Consider the following 17,046-nt stretch of genomic DNA (forward strand, 5'->3'; position numbering starts at 1 on the left):
ATCATGGGACTCGAAGAGAAGCTGCCCTCGGGGTTCGTGCTGGGCAAGGTCGAGGATCTGGTCGGTTGGGTCCGGTCCTCCTCGATGTGGCCGGTCACGATGGGCCTGGCCTGCTGCGCCATCGAGATGATGGCCGCCGGCACCCCCCGGTTCGACCTCGCCCGGTTCGGCATGGAGGTGTTCCGCGCCTCGCCGCGCCAGGCGGACCTGATGATCGTGTCCGGCCGGGTCAGCCACAAGATGGCGCCGGTGCTGCGGACCGTCTACGACCAGATGGCCGACCCGAAGTGGGTCATCTCCATGGGTGTGTGCGCGTCCTCGGGCGGCATGTTCAACAACTACGCGATCGTCCAGGGCGTGGACCACGTCCTGCCCGTCGACGTGTACCTGCCCGGTTGCCCGCCCCGGCCCGAGATGCTGATCAACGCCATCCTCGAACTGCACAAGCAGGTCATCAAGGGTGGGCCGCTCGGTGAGCACCGGGCCGAGATCAACCGTGCCGTCGAGGCCGCGGCCCTCGACGCCGTCCCGACGCAGGAGATGAAGGGGCTGCTCGCATGAGCGGAACCACCGGACCGGGCTCCGAGCCCGTCATCGACCCGTCCACCGAGGCACAGGAGGCCGGCTCCCAGCAGCTCGTCCAACGGCCGCGGGGCGCCACGCCGCTGGACATCATCGACGTTCGCAAGGGCATGTTCGGCGTCGAGGGGTCCGGCGACACCTCGGGCTTCGGTGGGCTCGAGCGCACCATCGCGCTGCCGGGACCGACCGAGCGGCCCTACGGCGGCTACTTCGACGAGGTCGCGGACATCCTGGCCGAGGTCCTCGGCGAGGCGGGCGTGAACTACGACGACGCCGTCGAGAAGGTCGTCATCTTCCGCGACGAGATGACCCTGTACATCGCGCGCGAGCACCTGCAGATCGTTTCGCGGTCGTTGCGCGACGACCAGGACCTACGGTTCGAGCTGTGCCTCGGCGTCAACGGGGTGCACTACCCTGCGGACGCCGGCCGGGAGCTGCACGCCGTCTACCCGCTGTTCTCGGTGACCCACAACCGGACCATCCGGCTCGAGGTCGCCGTCCCGGACGCGGACCCGCACATCCCGAGCGTGGTGGACATCTACCCCGCCAACAACTGGCACGAGCGAGAGACCTGGGACTTCTTCGGCATCGTCTTCGACGGCCACCCGAGCCTGTCCCGGATCGAGATGCCGGACGACTGGCCCGGCCACCCGCAGCGCAAGGACTACCCGCTGGGTGGGATCCCGGTGGAATACAAGGGCGCGACAGTACCCGCGCCCGATGAGCGGAGGGCCTACAACTGATGGCTGCCACCTTCCCGTCAGCAACGCGCGGCGCCGGCCCGGCCGGGACCGAGGGCGTCCACGAGTTCACCGCAGGCGGCGGTGACTGGGACGAGATCAGTGCCGAGGCCGAACGCCTCGGTGACGAGCGGATCGTCATCAACATGGGTCCGCAGCACCCGTCCACGCACGGCGTGCTCCGCATCGTCCTGGAGATCGAGGGCGAGACCGTCACCGAGGCCCGGGCCGGTATCGGGTTCCTGCACACCGGCATCGAGAAGAACATGGAGTTCCGCACCTGGACCCAGGGCGTGACGTTCTGCACCCGCATGGACTACGTCGCCCCTCTGTTCCAGGAGGCGGGCTACTGCCTCGCCGTCGAGAAGCTCCTCGGCATCACCGACGACCTGCCCGAGCGGGCCACGCTGATCCGGGTCCTGATGATGGAGCTGAACCGGATCAGCTCGCACATCGTCGCGATCGGGACCGGTGGCAACGAGCTCGGCGCCACCACGATGATGACCATCGCCTTCCGTGAGCGTGAGGAGATCCTGCGGATCTTCGAGGCGATCACCGGCCTGCGGATGAACCACGCCTACATCCGCCCCGGCGGCGTGGCCCAGGACCTCGCGCCCGGCACCACCCAGATGATCCGGGACGCGATCCCGAAGATCCGGGACGGCATCGGCGAGCTCGAGAGGCTCACCCTCGCGAACCCGATCTTCATCGGCCGACAGAAGGGCGTCGGCATCCTGCCGCTCGCCGGCGCCATGGCGCTCGGAACCGCGGGGCCGATGCTGCGTTCGGCCGGCGTGCCGTTCGACCTGCGTCGTGCGCAGCCGTACTGCGGCTACGAGAACTACGACTTCGACATCATCACTGACACCGGCGCGGACGCCTACGCCCGCGTGGTGGTCCGGTTCAAGGAGATGCGCGAGTCGCTGAAGATCGTCCAGCAGGTGCTGGACCGCCTCGAGGCCCAGGACCGCAAGGGCAAGCAGCCGGTCATGGTCGCGGACAAGAAGATCGCGTGGCCCGCGCAGCTGTCGGTCGGCAGCGACGGTCAGGGCAACTCGCTGGAGCACATCCGCCAGATCATGGGCACCTCGATGGAGGCTCTGATCCACCACTTCAAGCTGGTCACCGAGGGCTTCCGGGTCCCGGCCGGGCAGGTCTACCAGCAGATCGAGCACCCCAAGGGGATCCTCGGCGTGCACCTGGTCTCCGACGGTGGCACCCGGCCCTACCGAGTGCACTTCCGGGACCCGTCGTTCAACAACCTGCAGTCGCTGTCGATCCTCTGTGAGGGCGGCACCATCGCCGACGTGGTGATCTCGGTCGCCTCGATCGACCCGGTCCTGGGAGGGGTGGACCGCTGATGGTCGCCGACAACCGTGGTTACGCGCCCGACGTCCGGGCCCGACTCACCGCCGACGCGGACCAGATCCTGGCCCGCTACCCCGAGGCGCGCTCGGCCCTGCTGCCGCTGCTGCACCTGGTGCAGTCCGAGGACGGCTACGTGAGCCCGGCCGGGATCGCGTTCTGCGCGGACGTGCTGGACCTCAGCCGCGCCTCGGTCTCCGCCGTCGCCACCTTCTACAGCCAGTACAAGCGGCGTCCGAACGGTGAGTACACCGTGGGGGTCTGCACCAACACGCTGTGCGCCGTGATGGGCGGGGACGCGATCTTCGACCGGCTCTCCGAGCGGTTGGGCATCGGCCACGACGAGACCACCGAGGACGGCCGGATCACCCTCGAGCGGGTCGAGTGCAACGCCGCGTGCGACTACGCACCCGTGATGGTCATCAACTGGGAGTTCTTCGACAACCAGACCCCCACCTCCGCGGTGGACGTCGTGGATGCCCTCCTCGAGGGCCGACCGGTGACGCCGACCCGTGGCGCGGACACCGTCGCCACGTTCCGGGAGGTCTCCCGGGTGCTCGCCGGGTTCGAGGACGGTCGTGCGGATGAGGGTGTCGGGGCCGGCCCGGCCACCCTGGTCGGCCTGGAGATGTCCCGTGCCAAGGGCTGGACCGCCCCCGCGGCCGAGTCCGGCGAGGCCGAGGACGCAGCCGGGCCGACCGTGGAACAGGCCGGCACCGAAGCGGTCGGCGAACCCGGCTCCAGCGCCGAGCGCGAGGAGACCACCCCCGCGGACGAATCCGCGGAACCGGTGACCAAGTCCGAAGAGAAGGGCTCGAGCGAATGACCACCCTGGCGCCGATCCTGAGCGACATCTGGGACGCACCCCGGTCCTGGACCTATGCGACGTACGCCGAGCACCAGGGCTACGACGCCTGGCGCAAGGCCATCCACACCGACCCGACCGAGCTCGTCAACGCCGTGAAGGACTCCGGTCTGCGCGGCCGTGGCGGTGCTGGGTTCCCCACCGGGCTCAAGTGGAGCTTCCTGCCCCCGCCGGACGGCGGCCCTCGCTACCTCGTCGTCAACGCCGACGAGTCCGAGCCGGGCACCTGCAAGGACATCCCGCTGATGCTGGCGAACCCGCACTCCCTCATCGAGGGCGTCGCGATCACCTCCTTCGCGATCGGCTCCAACCACGCGTTCATCTACCTGCGTGGCGAGGTCGTGCACGTCTACCGCCGCCTGCTCGCCGCCGTGCGCGAGGCGCGCGAGGCCGGCCTGCTCGGCACGAACATCCTCGGCACCGGCTACGACCTCGAGGTCACCGTGCACGCCGGCGCCGGCGCCTACATCTGCGGTGAGGAGACCGCCCTCCTGGACTCCCTCGAGGGCCGCCGCGGCCAGCCCCGCCTGAAGCCGCCGTTCCCCGCAGTCGCCGGTCTGTACGCCCGGCCGACCGTGGTGAACAACGTCGAGTCGATCGCGAGCGTGCCAACGATCGTGCGCAACGGCGTGGACTGGTTCACGTCGATGGGCACCGAGAAGTCGAAGGGTCACGGACTCTTCTCGCTCTCCGGGCACGTCGCCCGGCCGGGTCAGTACGAGGCCCCGCTCGGCATCACGTTCCGCGAACTCCTCGACATGGCCGGCGGTATCCGGGACGGCCACTCCCTGAAGTTCTGGACGCCGGGTGGCTCGTCCACCCCGATCCTGACCGCGGAGCACATGGACGTCGTCATGGACTACGAGTCCGTTGGCGCCGCCGGCTCGATGCTCGCCACCCGGGCCATCCAGGTCTTCGACGAGACCACCTCGGTGGTCCGGTGCGTGTCCCGCTGGACCGACTTCTACCAGCACGAATCCTGCGGCAAGTGCACCCCCTGCCGCGAGGGCACGTTCTGGCTGAAGCAGATCCTGCACCGCCTGGAGGCCGGCAAGGGCACCGAGTCCGACGTCGACCTGCTGCTGGACGTGGCCGGCAACATCGAGGGCCGCTCGTTCTGCGCCCTCGGGGACGCCGCCGCCACCCCGATCAAGAGCGCCATCAAGTACTTCCGCGAGGAGTTCGAGCAGGGCATCCACACGCCCGCCTGGGAACTCTTCCCCTACGAGGCCAACGCGGCCTTCTCCGGAGCGACTGCATGACCGCCACGACCAACGAATCGTCCTCGGCCGTGGCACCGGTCGAGGAGATCACGCTGACCATCGACGGCCTCGACGTCAGCGTGCCCAAGGGCACCCTGGTGATCCGCGCCGCCGAGACGATCGGGATCCAGATCCCGCGATTCTGCGACCACCCGTTGCTCAAGCCGGCCGGTGCGTGCCGCCAGTGCCTGGTGGACATCGCCACCCCCGACCGCGAGGGCAACCTGCGGGCGATGCCGAAGCCGCAGGCCTCCTGCACCATCGAGGCGACGCCCGGCATGGTGGTGAACACCCAGCACACCTCGCCGGTGGCGGAGAAGGCCCAGCGGGGCCAGATCGAGTTCCTGCTCGTCAACCACCCGCTCGACTGCCCGGTCTGCGACAAGGGCGGCGAGTGCCCGCTGCAGAACCAGGCCATGAGCAACGGATCCGCGACGTCCCGGTTCGTCGACATCAAGCGCACGTTCCCCAAGCCGATCAAGATCTCCACGCAGATCCTGCTGGACCGCGACCGGTGCATCCTGTGCCAGCGGTGCACCCGGTTCTCCGCGGAGATCGCCGGCGACCCGTTCATCGACCTGCAGGGTCGCGGCGGCGGCGCGCCCGGTGGCCACGGCCACGGACTGCCGGCCCAGCAGATCGGCCGGTTCGACGAGGCCATCCTCGAGTACACCCCGAGCGGCGAGCAGTCCCCTGGCGAGTCCGAGCGCACCGGCGATGTCGTCGGCCCGTACGGCCAAGCCGGCGTGCTGTCCAGCGTGGCCGGCAGCATCGGTGGAGCCCTGGAGGACACCTCGGGCCGCCCGTTCGCCTCGTACTTCTCTGGCAACACCGTGCAGATCTGCCCGGTCGGCGCCCTCACCTCGGCCGCGTACCGGTTCCGGTCCCGTCCGTTCGACCTGGTCTCGACGCCCTCGATCGCCGAGCACGACGCCTGCGGCTCCGCGATCCGCGTCGACCATCGCCGCGGCGTGGTGCTGCGCCGGCTGGCCGGCGACGACCCTGCGGTCAACGAGGAGTGGATCACCGACAAGGACCGGTTCGCGTTCGCCTGGCAGACGTCCCCGGACGTGCTCACCGCGCCCCTCGTGCGTGATGAGGAGACCGGAGAGCTCGTGCCGACCAGCTGGTCCGAGGCCATCGCCCTGGCCGCCGAAGGGCTCCGCAAGGCGCTCGACGGAGCCGGTGCGGCCGCGCTCCCCGGTGGCCGCCTGACCCTCGAGGACGCCTACGCCTGGTCGAAGTTCACCCGCCTGACGCTCGGCACCAACGACGTCGACTTCCGGGCCCGGGTGCACTCGGCGGAGGAGGCGGACTTCCTCGCCAGCCGCGTCGCCGGCGGGGGCATGGACGTGATCTTCGGCGACCTCGAGCGTGCACCCCGGGTGCTCCTCGTCGGGCTCGAGCCCGAGGAGGAGGCCGGCACGATCTTCCTGCGGCTGCGCAAGGGCATGCTCGCCGGCCGCGTGCGGGTGACCACCATCGCCCCGCTCGCGTCGCGCGGCTCGACCAAGCTGCGCGCCGACGTCGTCCGCACCGCACCGGGTGACGAGCCCGCCGTCCTGGACGCGCTCTCCGGCTCGACCGGTACGCCCGGTGACCTCACCGATCTCAAGGCCGCTCTCGCCGAGCCCGGCACCGTCGTGCTCGCGGGCGAACGGCTCGCGGGAGTGCCCGGGGCGCTGTCCGCGCTGGACCGGCTGCTGACCGCGACCGGCGCCCGATTCGCCTGGGTGCCGCGCCGCGCCGGCGACCGCGGCGCCGTCGAGGTCGGTCTGCTTCCGGGCCTGCTGCCCGGGGGACGCCCGACGGCGCAGGCGCAGGCCCGCGTCGACGTCGCCGGAGTCTGGGGCGTGGGCGAACTGCCCACTGCACCGGGCCGTGACCTGACCGGGATCCTGGACGCCACCACGAGCGGAGAGATCGACGCCCTCGTCGTGGGCGGCATCGACCTCGCGGACCTGCCCTCCCCGGCCGACGCCGAGGTGGCGCTCGCCGCGGCCGGCTTCGTGGTCCAGCTGGAGGTCCGCCGGTCCGCGGTCACGCAGCACGCAGACGTGGTGCTGCCGATCGCGTCCTCCACGCACAAGTCCGGCACCTTCCTGAACTGGGAGGGCCGCCCGCGCCCGTTCGGCCAGGTGTTCACCACCAGCGCGCTCACCGACTCACGGGTGCTCGGCATGCTCGCCGACGCTCTGGGAATCGACCTGGGCACCCGCACCCTCGAGGAGATCCACCGCGAGCTCGCCGAGTTCGACGGCTGGGAGGGTCCGCGCACCGGCGCCCCGTCGGTCCCCGCGGCGCCGGCTCCGGCGCTCGAGGCCGGCCAGGCGCGGCTCGCGACCTGGCGACTCATGCTCGACTCGGGCCGCGGCCAGGACGGCGAGCCCCACCTTGCCGGGACCGCGTACCGTCCGGTGGCGCTGCTCTCGCCGGCCACGGCCACCGCGCTCGGCATCGCCGAGGGCGGCCAGGTGCGCGTCAGCGGACCCGAGGGTGACATCGTCCTGCCGGTCCTGCCGACGCCGATGGGCGACGACGTGGTCTGGTTGCCGCAGCACTCCCCGGGATCGTCCGTGTACCGGACGCTCGGGGTCACGGCCGGCGCCGCGGTGCGCCTGGCCGCCGTCGACGCGGAGGTCGCCCGATGAACACCAATCTCGCTCCCATCCTGGCTCGGAGCACCGGCGCCGCGGACTTCAGCAACGACACGATCTGGGTGTCGGTCATCAAGGCCGTCGCGATCCTGGTGTTCCTGCTGCTGTCGGTGCTGTTCGCGCTCTGGTTCGAGCGCCGCATCATCGCCCGGTTCCAGCAGCGGCTCGGCCCGAACGTGCGCGGCCCGTTCGGGCTGGTGCAGTCCATCCCGGACGCCCTGAAGCTGATCCTCAAGGAGGACATCACCGTCAAGGCCGCGGACAAGGTGATCTACCTGATCGCCCCGGTCATCTCGGTGTTCTGCGCCTTCATGATCTATGCGGTCATCCCGTTCGGCCCGGAGGTGACGATCCCGTTCACGGACTTCGTCACCCCGCTGCAGCTGACTGATCTGCCCGTCTCGATCCTGTACATCCTCGGGATCACCGGGCTCGGCGTGTACGGCATCGTGCTCGGTGGCTGGTCCTCGGGCTCGACCTACCCGCTGCTCGGCGCGGTGCGCTCCACGGCACAGATCATCTCCTACGAGCTCGGGATGAGCCTGGCCCTGGTCAGCGTGCTGCTGGTGGCCGGCTCGATGTCCACGTCCGAGATCGTGAACTCCCAGGAGAACCTGTGGTGGGCGTTCGCGCTGCTGCCGGCGTTCGTGGTCTACCTGATCTCCGCGTTCGGCGAGGTGAACCGGCTGCCGTTCGACCTCCCGGAGGCCGAGGGCGAGCTCGTCGCCGGGTACCAGACCGAATACTCCTCGATGAAGTTCGCCTGGTTCTACCTGGCCGAGTACATCAACATGCTGAACGTGGCCGCCGTCGCGACGACCGTCTTCATGGGCGGCTGGCGGGCACCGTGGCCGCTCGTGACGCTGTTCGGGGAGGGCGTCGACCAGGGCTGGTGGGGCTTCCTCTGGTTCATCCTGAAGATCTGGTTGTTCATGTTCCTGTTCGTCTGGGTGCGCGCCACGCTGCTGCGCTTCCGGTACGACCAGTTCATGGCGTTCGGCTGGAAGGTGCTGATCCCGGTCGCGCTGGTCTGGCTCGGCCTGGTCGCAGCCTTCCAGGGCGTGCGTCACTTCACCTCCTTCGATCCCACCGCTATCGACGTCGGCGGGCTGTCCCTGCGCACCGTGCTGTTCGGCATAGCCGGGATACTCATCATCGTCACGATCGTCATGTACCTGATCCCGGACCGGGAGTCCAAGCCCGTCCCGGACGGCAAGGCGGCCAAGGGCACGACGGGCTCCGATGCCACGACCGACGAGCCGTTCGACGCGTTCGCCGGTGGCTTCCCGGTGCCGCCGCTGCCGGGTCAGAAGCTGCCACCGTCCAAGCGCCGCGCCCGGGTGACCACCCCGGCCGCGCCCGCCGAGGACGAGACCACCGACGAGGAGAAGACCGATGGCTGAGCAGGGCAAGGGCAAGAAGCCCGCGCCGGGCAAGGGCCGTGGCCAGGATCGGCCGGCCCAGCCGAAGCGACCCGCCGCGGGCCGCACGCCCGCGCGGGCGACCGGGACCGGTGCCGGCAGGACGCCGACGAAGGCCACCCGGCCGCGCGCCGAGAAGTTCGACGTGGACTCCGATGTCGAGAAGAGCGGCCTCGCACAGTTCTTCGCCCCGGTGGCGGGTTTCGGCGTGACGATGTCCACGCTGTTCCGCCCGGTGGTGACCGAGCAGTACCCGTTCGAGAAGAAGCCGACCGCGCCGCGCTACCACGGGCGTCACCAGCTCAACCGGCACCCGGACGGGCTGGAGAAGTGCATCGGCTGTGAGCTGTGCGCGTGGGCGTGCCCCGCGGACGCCATCTACGTCGAGGCCGGCAACAACACCCCGGAGGCGCAGTACTCGCCGGGGGAGCGGTACGGCAAGGTGTACCAGATCAACTACCTCCGCTGTATCTTCTGCGGGCTCTGCATCGAGGCCTGCCCCACCCGGGCGCTGACGATGACGAACGACTTCGAGCTCGCCGGTACCACGCGGGAGAAGATGATCTTCGAGAAGGACACCCTGCTGGCCCCGATCCGGTCGGGGATGCTGGCCGCGCCGCACCCGATGGTCTCCGGACTGAGCGACGGCGACTACTACCGAGGTGACGTGACCGGACCCACCACGGCGCAGGTGGCCTGGGTCGAGGAGCGTCGTCCCGACGACGAGAGCCTCTCCTCGGCCGCAGCCGCGGCGACGCGAGGCACCGGGGGAGACGAGAAATGAGCCCGCTGGAGATCTCCACCGGTGAGGCCGTGTTGTTCTGGGTGCTGGCACCGCTGATGGTGGCCGGGGCGCTGAGCCTGCTGTTCGCCAAGCGTCCGGTGCATATCGCGGTGAGCATGGCCGGGGTGATGATCGCCCTCGCGATCATGTACATCATGCTGGAGGCGCCGTTCCTCGGCGTCGCCCAGATCGTCGTCTACACGGGCGCGGTCATGATGCTGTTCCTGTTCGTGATCATGCTCGCCGGCGTCGACACCTCCGAGTCGCTGGTCGAGACGATCAAGGGACAGCGCTGGATCGCGGTCGTGGGACTGCTGGGCTTGTTGGTACTCATCATCGCCGTCATCACCCGGGCCACGCTGCCGCCTGCCGTCGGCCTGGCGGAGGCGAACGCGGACACGAACCCGGTGGGCGTCGCCCGCCTTATCTTCGGTGACTACATCTTCGCGTTCGAGCTCACCGCGGCACTGCTGATCACCGCCGCGCTCGGCGCCCTGGTACTCAGCCACCGCCGCAGGCTCACGCCGAAGATCGGTCAGAAGGAGCTCGCCGAGGCGAAGCTGGCCGCCTACGGCAAGGGCGGTTCGGCCGAGGGTGTCACCCCGCCGGCCGGCCCCGGCGTGTACGCCCGCCACAACAGCGCCGACATGCCCGCCCTCGACGCCGCCGGGGTCCCGATCGACAGCTCGGTGGTCACCGTGCTGCGGGTCCGCGGGCAGGAGGCCGAGGCGGCCGATCTCGACTCCGACCGGGTCGCCCGGATCGCCACCGGTGAGCCGATGGTGCCCGAGATCGCGCCCGCGTCCGAGACCACGAAGGAGAACGAGGAATGAGCCTGGTCAACTACCTGGTGCTCTCGGGGATCCTGTTCTCGATCGGGTCGATCGCGGTGCTGACGCGTCGCAACGCGATCGTCGCATTCATGGGTGTCGAGCTCATGCTGAACGCCGCGAACCTCACGCTGGTCACCTTCGGGCGGCTGCACGGCGACCTGCACGGCCAGGTGATCGCCTTCTTCGTGATGGTGGTCGCGGCCGCCGAGGTGGTCATCGGGCTCGCCATCATCGTGTCCATCTTCCGAACCCGCGGGTCTGCGTCGATCGATGACGCCAACCTGCTGAAGAGCTGAGGGGCCCCCACGTGGACACCTTGAACCTGGCATGGCTGCTCATTGCCATTCCGCTGGTGAGCTCCGCAGTCCTGCTCCTGCTCGGCCGCGCCTCCGACTCCTGGGGGCACTGGCTGGGGGTGCTCGCCTCCGCCGCCTCCGCCGTCCTCGCGATCGTGATCCTGGTACAGCTGCTCGGACTCGGCGCCGACGACCGGGTCGCAGAAGTGCACCTCTTCGACTGGATCACGGCCGGGGACCTGACCGTCTCCGCGGGTCTGCTCGTCGACCCGCTCTCGGTGACGTTCGCCCTCCTGATCACGTTCGTGGGCACCCTGATCCACATCTATGCGGTCGCCTACATGTCCCATGACTCCGACCGGCGCCGGTTCTTCGCCTACCTGAACCTGTTCATCGCGGCCATGCTGGTGCTGGTCCTCGCGGACTCCTACGCGCTGCTCTTCCTCGGCTGGGAGGGCGTGGGTCTCGCGTCCTACCTGCTCATCGGGTTCTGGAACCAGAACACCGAGTACGCGGTCGCGGCGAAGAAGGCGTTCGTCATGAACCGCGTCGGTGACATGGGGATGTTGGTCGCGATGATGGCGATGTTCGCCACCTTCGGCGCGGTCGACTTCGCGACCGTCTTCGGTGCCGCGAGCGGCGCCGGCCAGGGTGCGATGACGCTGATCGGCCTGATGCTGGTCCTCGCCGCCTGCGGTAAGTCCGCGCAGTTCCCGCTGCAGGCCTGGCTCGGCGACGCGATGGCGGGCCCGACCCCGGTCTCCGCGCTCATCCACGCCGCCACCATGGTCACCGCGGGTGTCTACCTGATCGTCCGCTCCGGCCCGATCTTCGAGCAGACCCCGACGGCGCAGCTCGTCGCGGCCATCATCGGTGCGATCACCCTGTTGTTCGGTGCGATCGTCGGTTGCGCGAAGGACGACATCAAGAAGGTCCTGGCGGCGTCCACGATGTCCCAGATCGGCTACATGATGCTCGCCGCGGGTCTGGGCCCGATCGGCTACGCGTTCGCGATCTTCCACCTCATCACGCACGGCTTCTTCAAGGCCGGCATGTTCCTCGGCGCCGGCTCGGTGATGCACGGCATGGGCGACGAGGTGAACATGCGCGGCTTCGGGAACCTCAGCAAGTACATGAAGGTCACCTGGATCACGTTCATGGCGGGCTGGCTCGCGATCATCGGGATCCCGCCGTTCTCCGGGTTCTGGAGCAAGGACAAGATCATCGAGTCCGCGTTCGTGGGGGAGGGCTGGCAGCCCTGGGTGTTCGGCACGGTCGCCCTCGTCGGCGCCGGGATCACCGCCTTCTACATGTCCCGCCTGTTCTTCATGACGTTCCACGGCAAGGCCCGCTGGAACGACGGCAAGAACGACCTGCCCGGCCCCGAGCGGCACCCGCACGAGTCCCCGGCGCTGATGACCGTGCCGATGATCGTGCTCGCCGTCGGAGCGATCGCCCTCGGTGGGGTGCTCTCCATCGGGGACACGTTCGTGTCCTGGCTCGAGCCGGTGACCGGACACGTCGAGCACCACGAGCCGGTGCTGCCGGTGCCCGTGATCATGGTGAGCACGATCGTCCTTGTCCTCATCGGGGCCTTCCTCGCCTGGCGCCAGTACGCGGCTTCCGCGGTCCCGGTGACGCCCCCGACCGGGACGGTGCTCACCCGCGCCGCCCGCGTGGACCTCTACCAGGACGCGGTCAACGAGGGCGTGTTCATGCGCCCCGGCCAGCACCTGACCCGCACCCTGGTCTACGCCGACACCGCCGTCGTCGACGGCGCGGTCAACGGACTCGGGTCCGGAACCCTTGGCTGGGGAGAAAGACTGCGTCGGCTGCAGAACGGCTTCGTCCGTAGTTATGCCGCGGTGATGCTGATCGGTGTCATCGGTGCCCTTGTCGTCGTCCTCGCCTCGCGAGTCTGAGTCGGAGAGAAACTGATGCCTACTCAATTCGCGGACCTGCCCTGGCTGACCATCCTGATCGTGGCGCCGACCGTCGTGGCTGCTCTGATCTGGCTGGTCAAGCCGCTGCGCCGGGCCGCCCGCCCGATCGGGCTCGTCACGAGCGCCGCGGTCCTGATCGGCGTTGCCCTGATGGCGAGCGCGTTCGAAGTCTCCGACGCCGCTACGGTCCAGTTCACGCAGACCCACGACTGGATCGCGCCGCTCGGCGCGAGCTACGCCGTCGGGGTCGACGGGATGGGGCTGACCCTGGTCGCCCTCGCCGCGCTGCTGGTGCCCGTCGTGCTGATCGCCGGCTGGAACGAGGTGAGGCTGCCCAGCGGCATCGCCGCGGACCGCGCCGACAACGCGCTCGCCTACCGGCAGGCAGGGTTCGTCGCGCTGATCCTCGTGCTCGAGTCGCTGATGATCGCGGTCTTCGCCGCCCGGGACCTGTTCCTGTTCTATGTGATCTTCGAGGCGATGCTGATCCCGGTGTACTTCCTCATCGGGGTCTACGGCGGGCCGAACCGCCGTGCCGCGGCGCTGAAGTTCCTGCTGTACTCCCTCGCGGGTGGGCTCGTGATGCTGGCCGGCGTCATCGCCGTCTACTTCCAGACCGACGGCGGACCCGGCACCTACCTGCTCGCGAACCTCACCGACATCGCCGCGGACAACCCCACGCTGCAGATGTGGCTGTTCCTGTCCTTCTTCATCGCGTTCGCGGTGAAGGCCCCGATGTTCCCGGTGCACACCTGGCTGCCGGATGCGGCCGCCCAGGCCACACCCGGAACGTCCACCCTGCTCGTCGGGGTGCTGGACAAGGTCGGCACGTTCGGCATGATCGTGATCTGCCTGCCGCTGTTCCCCGGAGCGGCCGCCGCGGCCGCGCCGGTGATCATCGTGCTGGCGATCATCTCGATCGTCTACGGCGGGCTCGTCGCGATCGGCCAGAACGACCTGATGCGGATGATCGCGTTCTCCTCGGTGTCCCACTTCGGGTTCATCGTGATGGGCGTGTTCGTCGGAACGCAGACGGCGCTGGTCGGCGCGATGCTCTACATGGTCGCCCACGGGGTCACGATCGCCGCCCTGTTCCTGATCTCGGGGTTCCTCACCCAGCGCGGTGCCAGCCAGGACATGCGGACGTACTCGGGGATGCAGCGTGTCACCCGGGTGCTCGCGGGCACCTGGCTCTTCGCCGGGCTCGCCTCGCTCGCCCTGCCGGGCCTGAGCGGCTTCGTGCCGGAGTACCTGGTACTCCTCGGCAGCTTCGAGGCGCACTGGGCGTACGGCGTGTTCGCCGTGATCGGCGTGGTGCTCTCCGCCCTGTACATCCTGCTCGCCTATCAGCGGGTGTTCACCGGCCCGGTGCCCGAGGCGGGGGCACCGGTCGAGCTGGCCGGAGCGGCCCTCGACGTCCCGGACCGTGCAGGTCTGAAGGACCTGACCGGGCGGGAGAGGTGGGCCGTGGTCCCACTTGCCCTCGTCATCCTCTTCCTCGGTCTCTACCCGGCCCCCGTGCTGGAACTCCTCTCCGGAGTCGCTGACCAGTTCGCCGCGATCCTTGGGAGCGCCTCATGAACCAGTTCGTCCCGCCCGAGATCGACTGGGCCGCCCTGAGCCCGGTCCTGATCGTGCTCGGTATCGCCGTGATCGGGGTGCTCGTCGAGGCGTTCGTCCCGGTTCGGGTCCGGCGGGCGACGCAGGTCGTGCTCGCCGTGGTGGGTGTCGGTGCCGCTCTGGTGGCCGTCGCATGGCGCTGGGTGGTCGTCCAGGCGGATGGCCCGACGGCGTTGGTCGCCGGTGCGCTCCGGGAGGACGCCCCGGCGCTGCTCGCCCAGGCGATCCTGCTCGTGTGCGCGTTCGTGGGACTGCTCGTGATCGCGGACCGGTCCTCGGGCGAGGACGCGTTCGCGCCCGCGGCAGCCGCGATCCCCGGTTCCGCCTACGAGGCGGAGGCCCGCAGGGCCGGCCTGGTGCAGACCGAGGTCTTCCCGCTGACCATGTTCGCCATCGGCGGGATGCTCGTCTTCCCGGCCGCCGCGGACCTGCTCACCCTGTTCATCGCGCTCGAGGTGCTCTCCCTCCCGTTGTACCTGCTCGCCGGACTGGCCCGCCGCCGTCGGCTCCTCTCGCAGGAGGCGTCGCTGAAGTACTTCCTGCTCGGCGCGTTCTCCTCCGCGTTCTTCCTGATGGGCCTGGCCCTGCTGTACGGCTACTCCGGTTCGGTGCGGTTCGACGCGGTCGCCACCGCGGTTCCGGCCACCTCCGGCATGGACGGCATGCTGCTCGCGGGTGTGCTGCTGGTGATCGTGGGGCTGTTGTTCAAGGTCGGCGCCGTGCCGTTCCACTCCTGGGTGCCGGACGTCTACCAGGGCGCTCCCACCCCGGTCACGGGCTTCATGGCCGCCTGCACGAAGATCGCCGCGTTCGCGGCGCTGCTGCGGTTCTTCTACGTCGTGGCCCCGGGGCTGCAGTGGGACCTCACCGTGGTGCTCTGGATCATCGCGATCCTCACCATGATCGTCGGCACCGTGCTCGCCGTGGTGCAGACGGACATGAAGCGGATGCTCGCGTACTCCTCGGTGGCGCACGCCGGGTTCGTGCTGCTCGGCGTCATCGCACTGGTGCCCAGCGGGATCTCATCGGTCCTGTTCTACCTGCTCGCCTACGGCCTGGCCACGGTCGGCGCGTTCGGCCTGCTCACGCTGGTCCGGGAGCGGGACGCGGACGGCAACGTCACCGGTGAGGCCCTGCACCTTTCCCAGTGGGCCGGCCTCGGCAGGCGTCACCCGGTGCTCGCGGTGTGCTTCACGCTGTTCCTCATCTCGTTCGCCGGGATCCCGCTCACTGGCGGCTTCATCGGGAAGTTCGCGGTCTTCGGCGCGGCCATCGAGGGTGGCGCATGGCCGCTCGTGGTGATCGCCGTGCTCGCGAGCGCGGCCGCAGCGTTCTTCTACGTGCGGGTCATCGTGCTGATGTTCTTCACCGAGCCCACCGGCACCGACGCCGACCCCGGCACCACCGTGGTCCGCACCGAGGGCCTGACCGCCGTGGCCGTCGTGGTGTGCGCGGTCGGCACCGTCATCCTGGGTGTGGTGCCCGGCCCGATTCTCGACCTTGCGGCGAATGCCACTAAGTTCATGCTGTGACCTCTTCGATGCTCCCGCTCGGTGACCCCGAGCTGGAGACCCAGATCGCAGGCGAGCTCGAGGAGATCGAGCGTCGGCTGGTGGCGGCCGCACGCACCGCGGACGCGTTGGTCTCCGCGCCCGCGAACCATCTGTTGGCCGCCGGTGGCAAGCGGCTGCGACCGGTCCTGGTGCTGCTCACCTCGCAGTTCGGGTCCGGCGTGGACGACGCGGTCCGGCAGGCCGCCGTCGCCACCGAGCTGACGCACCTGGCCACGCTCTACCACGACGACGTGATGGACTCCGCCCCGCTGCGCCGCGGCGCACCCAGCGCCCACGAGGTGTGGGGCAACTCGGTCGCGATCCTCACCGGGGACCTGTTGTTCGCGCGAGCCTCGCAGCTCGTCTCCGAGCTCGGTCCCGTGGCCGTTCGGATCCAGGCGGACGCCTTCGAACGGCTGGTCCTCGGTCAGCTGCACGAGACCCTCGGCCCGGCGCCGGACGAGGACCCGGTGGCGCACTACATCGGGGTGCTCGGGGACAAGACGGGATCGCTGATCGCGGCCGCCGCGCACTACGGGACGCTCTTCGCCGGGGCAGGCGATGACGTCCGCGCGGCCACGGTCGCCTACGCCGAGAAGGTCGGTGTCGCCTTCCAGCTCGCGGACGACGTCATCGACCTGGCGTCCGACGCCGAGACCACCGGCAAGGCACCGGGCACGGACCTGCGCGAGGGCGTGCCCACGATGCCGGTGCTGCTGCTGCGGGCCCGGGCTGCGGCCGGCACGCTCGACCCGGAGGGAACGCGGCTGCTCGCCGACCTCGACGGCGACCTCGGGTCCGACGACGTCCTCGCCGACGTGCTGGCTCGCCTGCGGGCCCATGACGTGGTCACCGAGGCGCGGGCGCTCGCCCGGACCTGGTCGGCCGACGCCGTCGCCGAGCTCGACCCGCTGCCCGAGTCCACGGCCCGGTCCGCACTCCAGGCGTTCGCCGGCCTCCTGGTCGACCGGCTCTCCTGATCCGGACGCAACCGCGCCCCACCCCATCCGGCCCGTCCCGCGCCGTCGACCTGGTACTCGCCGCGTCGAGATCGCCGCTGCCGGGGTCCGATGTCGGCACCTGGGGTACTAGGCGGGCGGGGGCGCGGTGGGCGCGAGGTGGTGG

The 17,046-nt window shown here is 69.8% G+C and carries 14 protein-coding genes; all 14 read left to right on the forward strand.

Going from position 1 to position 17,046, the window contains the following annotated elements; translation table 11 throughout:
• The first annotated feature begins 3 nt into the window (after positions 1-3).
• Genes HALOF300_RS13715 through HALOF300_RS13780 form a run of 14 tightly spaced genes read left to right on the forward strand, consistent with a single transcriptional unit; the run spans position 4 to position 16,901 of the window.
• Positions 4-561 carry a NuoB/complex I 20 kDa subunit family protein gene (locus HALOF300_RS13715; protein ID WP_154792859.1) on the forward strand — a complete coding sequence of 186 codons (558 nt, stop codon included), beginning with the start codon at positions 4-6 and terminating at the stop codon, positions 559-561.
• Complete coding sequence (locus HALOF300_RS13720) at positions 558-1,325, forward strand: NADH-quinone oxidoreductase subunit C (RefSeq protein WP_156741497.1); 768 nt, start codon at positions 558-560, stop codon at positions 1,323-1,325. Before HALOF300_RS13715 ends, HALOF300_RS13720 begins: the two co-directional genes overlap by 4 nt.
• The gene (locus tag HALOF300_RS13725; protein ID WP_156741498.1) at positions 1,325-2,683 is read left to right on the forward strand and encodes an NADH-quinone oxidoreductase subunit D; all 1,359 of its coding nucleotides are present in this window, start codon (positions 1,325-1,327) and stop codon (positions 2,681-2,683) included. Before HALOF300_RS13720 ends, HALOF300_RS13725 begins: the two co-directional genes overlap by 1 nt.
• Positions 2,683-3,513, forward strand: a complete 831-nt coding sequence (gene nuoE, locus HALOF300_RS13730) for an NADH-quinone oxidoreductase subunit NuoE (protein WP_156741499.1) — start codon at positions 2,683-2,685, stop codon at positions 3,511-3,513. The genes HALOF300_RS13725 and nuoE overlap by 1 nt, the downstream gene beginning before the upstream one ends.
• Positions 3,510-4,814 carry an NADH-quinone oxidoreductase subunit NuoF gene (nuoF, locus tag HALOF300_RS13735; protein ID WP_156741500.1) on the forward strand — a complete coding sequence of 435 codons (1,305 nt, stop codon included), beginning with the start codon at positions 3,510-3,512 and terminating at the stop codon, positions 4,812-4,814. The genes nuoE and nuoF overlap by 4 nt, the downstream gene beginning before the upstream one ends.
• A complete protein-coding gene (locus HALOF300_RS13740; protein ID WP_156741501.1) occupies positions 4,811-7,465 on the forward strand; it encodes an NADH-quinone oxidoreductase subunit G in 2,655 nt (884 codons plus the stop codon). The genes nuoF and HALOF300_RS13740 overlap by 4 nt, the downstream gene beginning before the upstream one ends.
• Complete coding sequence (gene nuoH, locus HALOF300_RS13745) at positions 7,462-8,874, forward strand: NADH-quinone oxidoreductase subunit NuoH (RefSeq protein WP_156741502.1); 1,413 nt, start codon at positions 7,462-7,464, stop codon at positions 8,872-8,874. The genes HALOF300_RS13740 and nuoH overlap by 4 nt, the downstream gene beginning before the upstream one ends.
• Complete coding sequence (nuoI, locus tag HALOF300_RS13750; RefSeq protein WP_156741503.1) at positions 8,867-9,676, forward strand: NADH-quinone oxidoreductase subunit NuoI; 810 nt, start codon at positions 8,867-8,869, stop codon at positions 9,674-9,676. Before nuoH ends, nuoI begins: the two co-directional genes overlap by 8 nt.
• Complete coding sequence (locus tag HALOF300_RS13755; protein WP_156741504.1) at positions 9,673-10,509, forward strand: NADH-quinone oxidoreductase subunit J; 837 nt, start codon at positions 9,673-9,675, stop codon at positions 10,507-10,509. The genes nuoI and HALOF300_RS13755 overlap by 4 nt, the downstream gene beginning before the upstream one ends.
• Positions 10,506-10,805, forward strand: a complete 300-nt coding sequence (gene nuoK, locus HALOF300_RS13760; RefSeq protein WP_156741505.1) for an NADH-quinone oxidoreductase subunit NuoK — start codon at positions 10,506-10,508, stop codon at positions 10,803-10,805. The genes HALOF300_RS13755 and nuoK overlap by 4 nt, the downstream gene beginning before the upstream one ends.
• 11 nt (positions 10,806-10,816) lie before the next feature.
• Positions 10,817-12,727, forward strand: a complete 1,911-nt coding sequence (gene nuoL / locus HALOF300_RS13765; RefSeq protein ID WP_156741506.1) for an NADH-quinone oxidoreductase subunit L — start codon at positions 10,817-10,819, stop codon at positions 12,725-12,727.
• A 15-nt stretch (positions 12,728-12,742) separates the two neighbouring features.
• Positions 12,743-14,329, forward strand: coding sequence for an NADH-quinone oxidoreductase subunit M (locus HALOF300_RS13770; RefSeq protein WP_156741507.1), 1,587 nt, complete (start codon positions 12,743-12,745; stop codon positions 14,327-14,329).
• Positions 14,326-15,900: an NADH-quinone oxidoreductase subunit NuoN gene (gene nuoN, locus HALOF300_RS13775; RefSeq protein ID WP_156741508.1), complete on the forward strand. Its 1,575-nt coding sequence runs from the start codon at positions 14,326-14,328 to the stop codon at positions 15,898-15,900. The genes HALOF300_RS13770 and nuoN overlap by 4 nt, the downstream gene beginning before the upstream one ends.
• Positions 15,897-16,901 carry a polyprenyl synthetase family protein gene (locus tag HALOF300_RS13780; RefSeq protein ID WP_408636842.1) on the forward strand — a complete coding sequence of 335 codons (1,005 nt, stop codon included), beginning with the start codon at positions 15,897-15,899 and terminating at the stop codon, positions 16,899-16,901. The genes nuoN and HALOF300_RS13780 overlap by 4 nt, the downstream gene beginning before the upstream one ends.
• Positions 16,902-17,046: the final 145 nt, after the last annotated feature.

The sequence above is a fragment of the Occultella aeris genome, assembly GCF_902703175.1.
In the GTDB taxonomy this organism is placed as follows: domain Bacteria; phylum Actinomycetota; class Actinomycetes; order Actinomycetales; family Beutenbergiaceae; genus Occultella; species Occultella aeris.

What these genes read in the sequence shown, in the direction of transcription:
- HALOF300_RS13725 (WP_156741498.1), top strand. Translation starts at nt 1,325, where the DNA reads ATGGCTGCCACCTTCCCGTCAGCAACGCGCGGCGCCGGCCCGGCCGGG.
- nuoF (WP_156741500.1), top strand. Translation starts at nt 3,510, where the DNA reads ATGACCACCCTGGCGCCGATCCTGAGCGACATCTGGGACGCACCCCGG.
- nuoK (WP_156741505.1), top strand. Translation starts at nt 10,506, where the DNA reads ATGAGCCTGGTCAACTACCTGGTGCTCTCGGGGATCCTGTTCTCGATC.
- nuoN (WP_156741508.1), top strand. Translation starts at nt 14,326, where the DNA reads ATGAACCAGTTCGTCCCGCCCGAGATCGACTGGGCCGCCCTGAGCCCG.
- nuoH (WP_156741502.1), top strand. Translation starts at nt 7,462, where the DNA reads ATGAACACCAATCTCGCTCCCATCCTGGCTCGGAGCACCGGCGCCGCG.
- HALOF300_RS13755 (WP_156741504.1), top strand. Translation starts at nt 9,673, where the DNA reads ATGAGCCCGCTGGAGATCTCCACCGGTGAGGCCGTGTTGTTCTGGGTG.
- nuoE (WP_156741499.1), top strand. Translation starts at nt 2,683, where the DNA reads ATGGTCGCCGACAACCGTGGTTACGCGCCCGACGTCCGGGCCCGACTC.
- HALOF300_RS13770 (WP_156741507.1), top strand. Translation starts at nt 12,743, where the DNA reads ATGCCTACTCAATTCGCGGACCTGCCCTGGCTGACCATCCTGATCGTG.
- HALOF300_RS13715 (WP_154792859.1), top strand. Translation starts at nt 4, where the DNA reads ATGGGACTCGAAGAGAAGCTGCCCTCGGGGTTCGTGCTGGGCAAGGTC.
- nuoI (WP_156741503.1), top strand. Translation starts at nt 8,867, where the DNA reads ATGGCTGAGCAGGGCAAGGGCAAGAAGCCCGCGCCGGGCAAGGGCCGT.
- HALOF300_RS13740 (WP_156741501.1), top strand. Translation starts at nt 4,811, where the DNA reads ATGACCGCCACGACCAACGAATCGTCCTCGGCCGTGGCACCGGTCGAG.
- HALOF300_RS13720 (WP_156741497.1), top strand. Translation starts at nt 558, where the DNA reads ATGAGCGGAACCACCGGACCGGGCTCCGAGCCCGTCATCGACCCGTCC.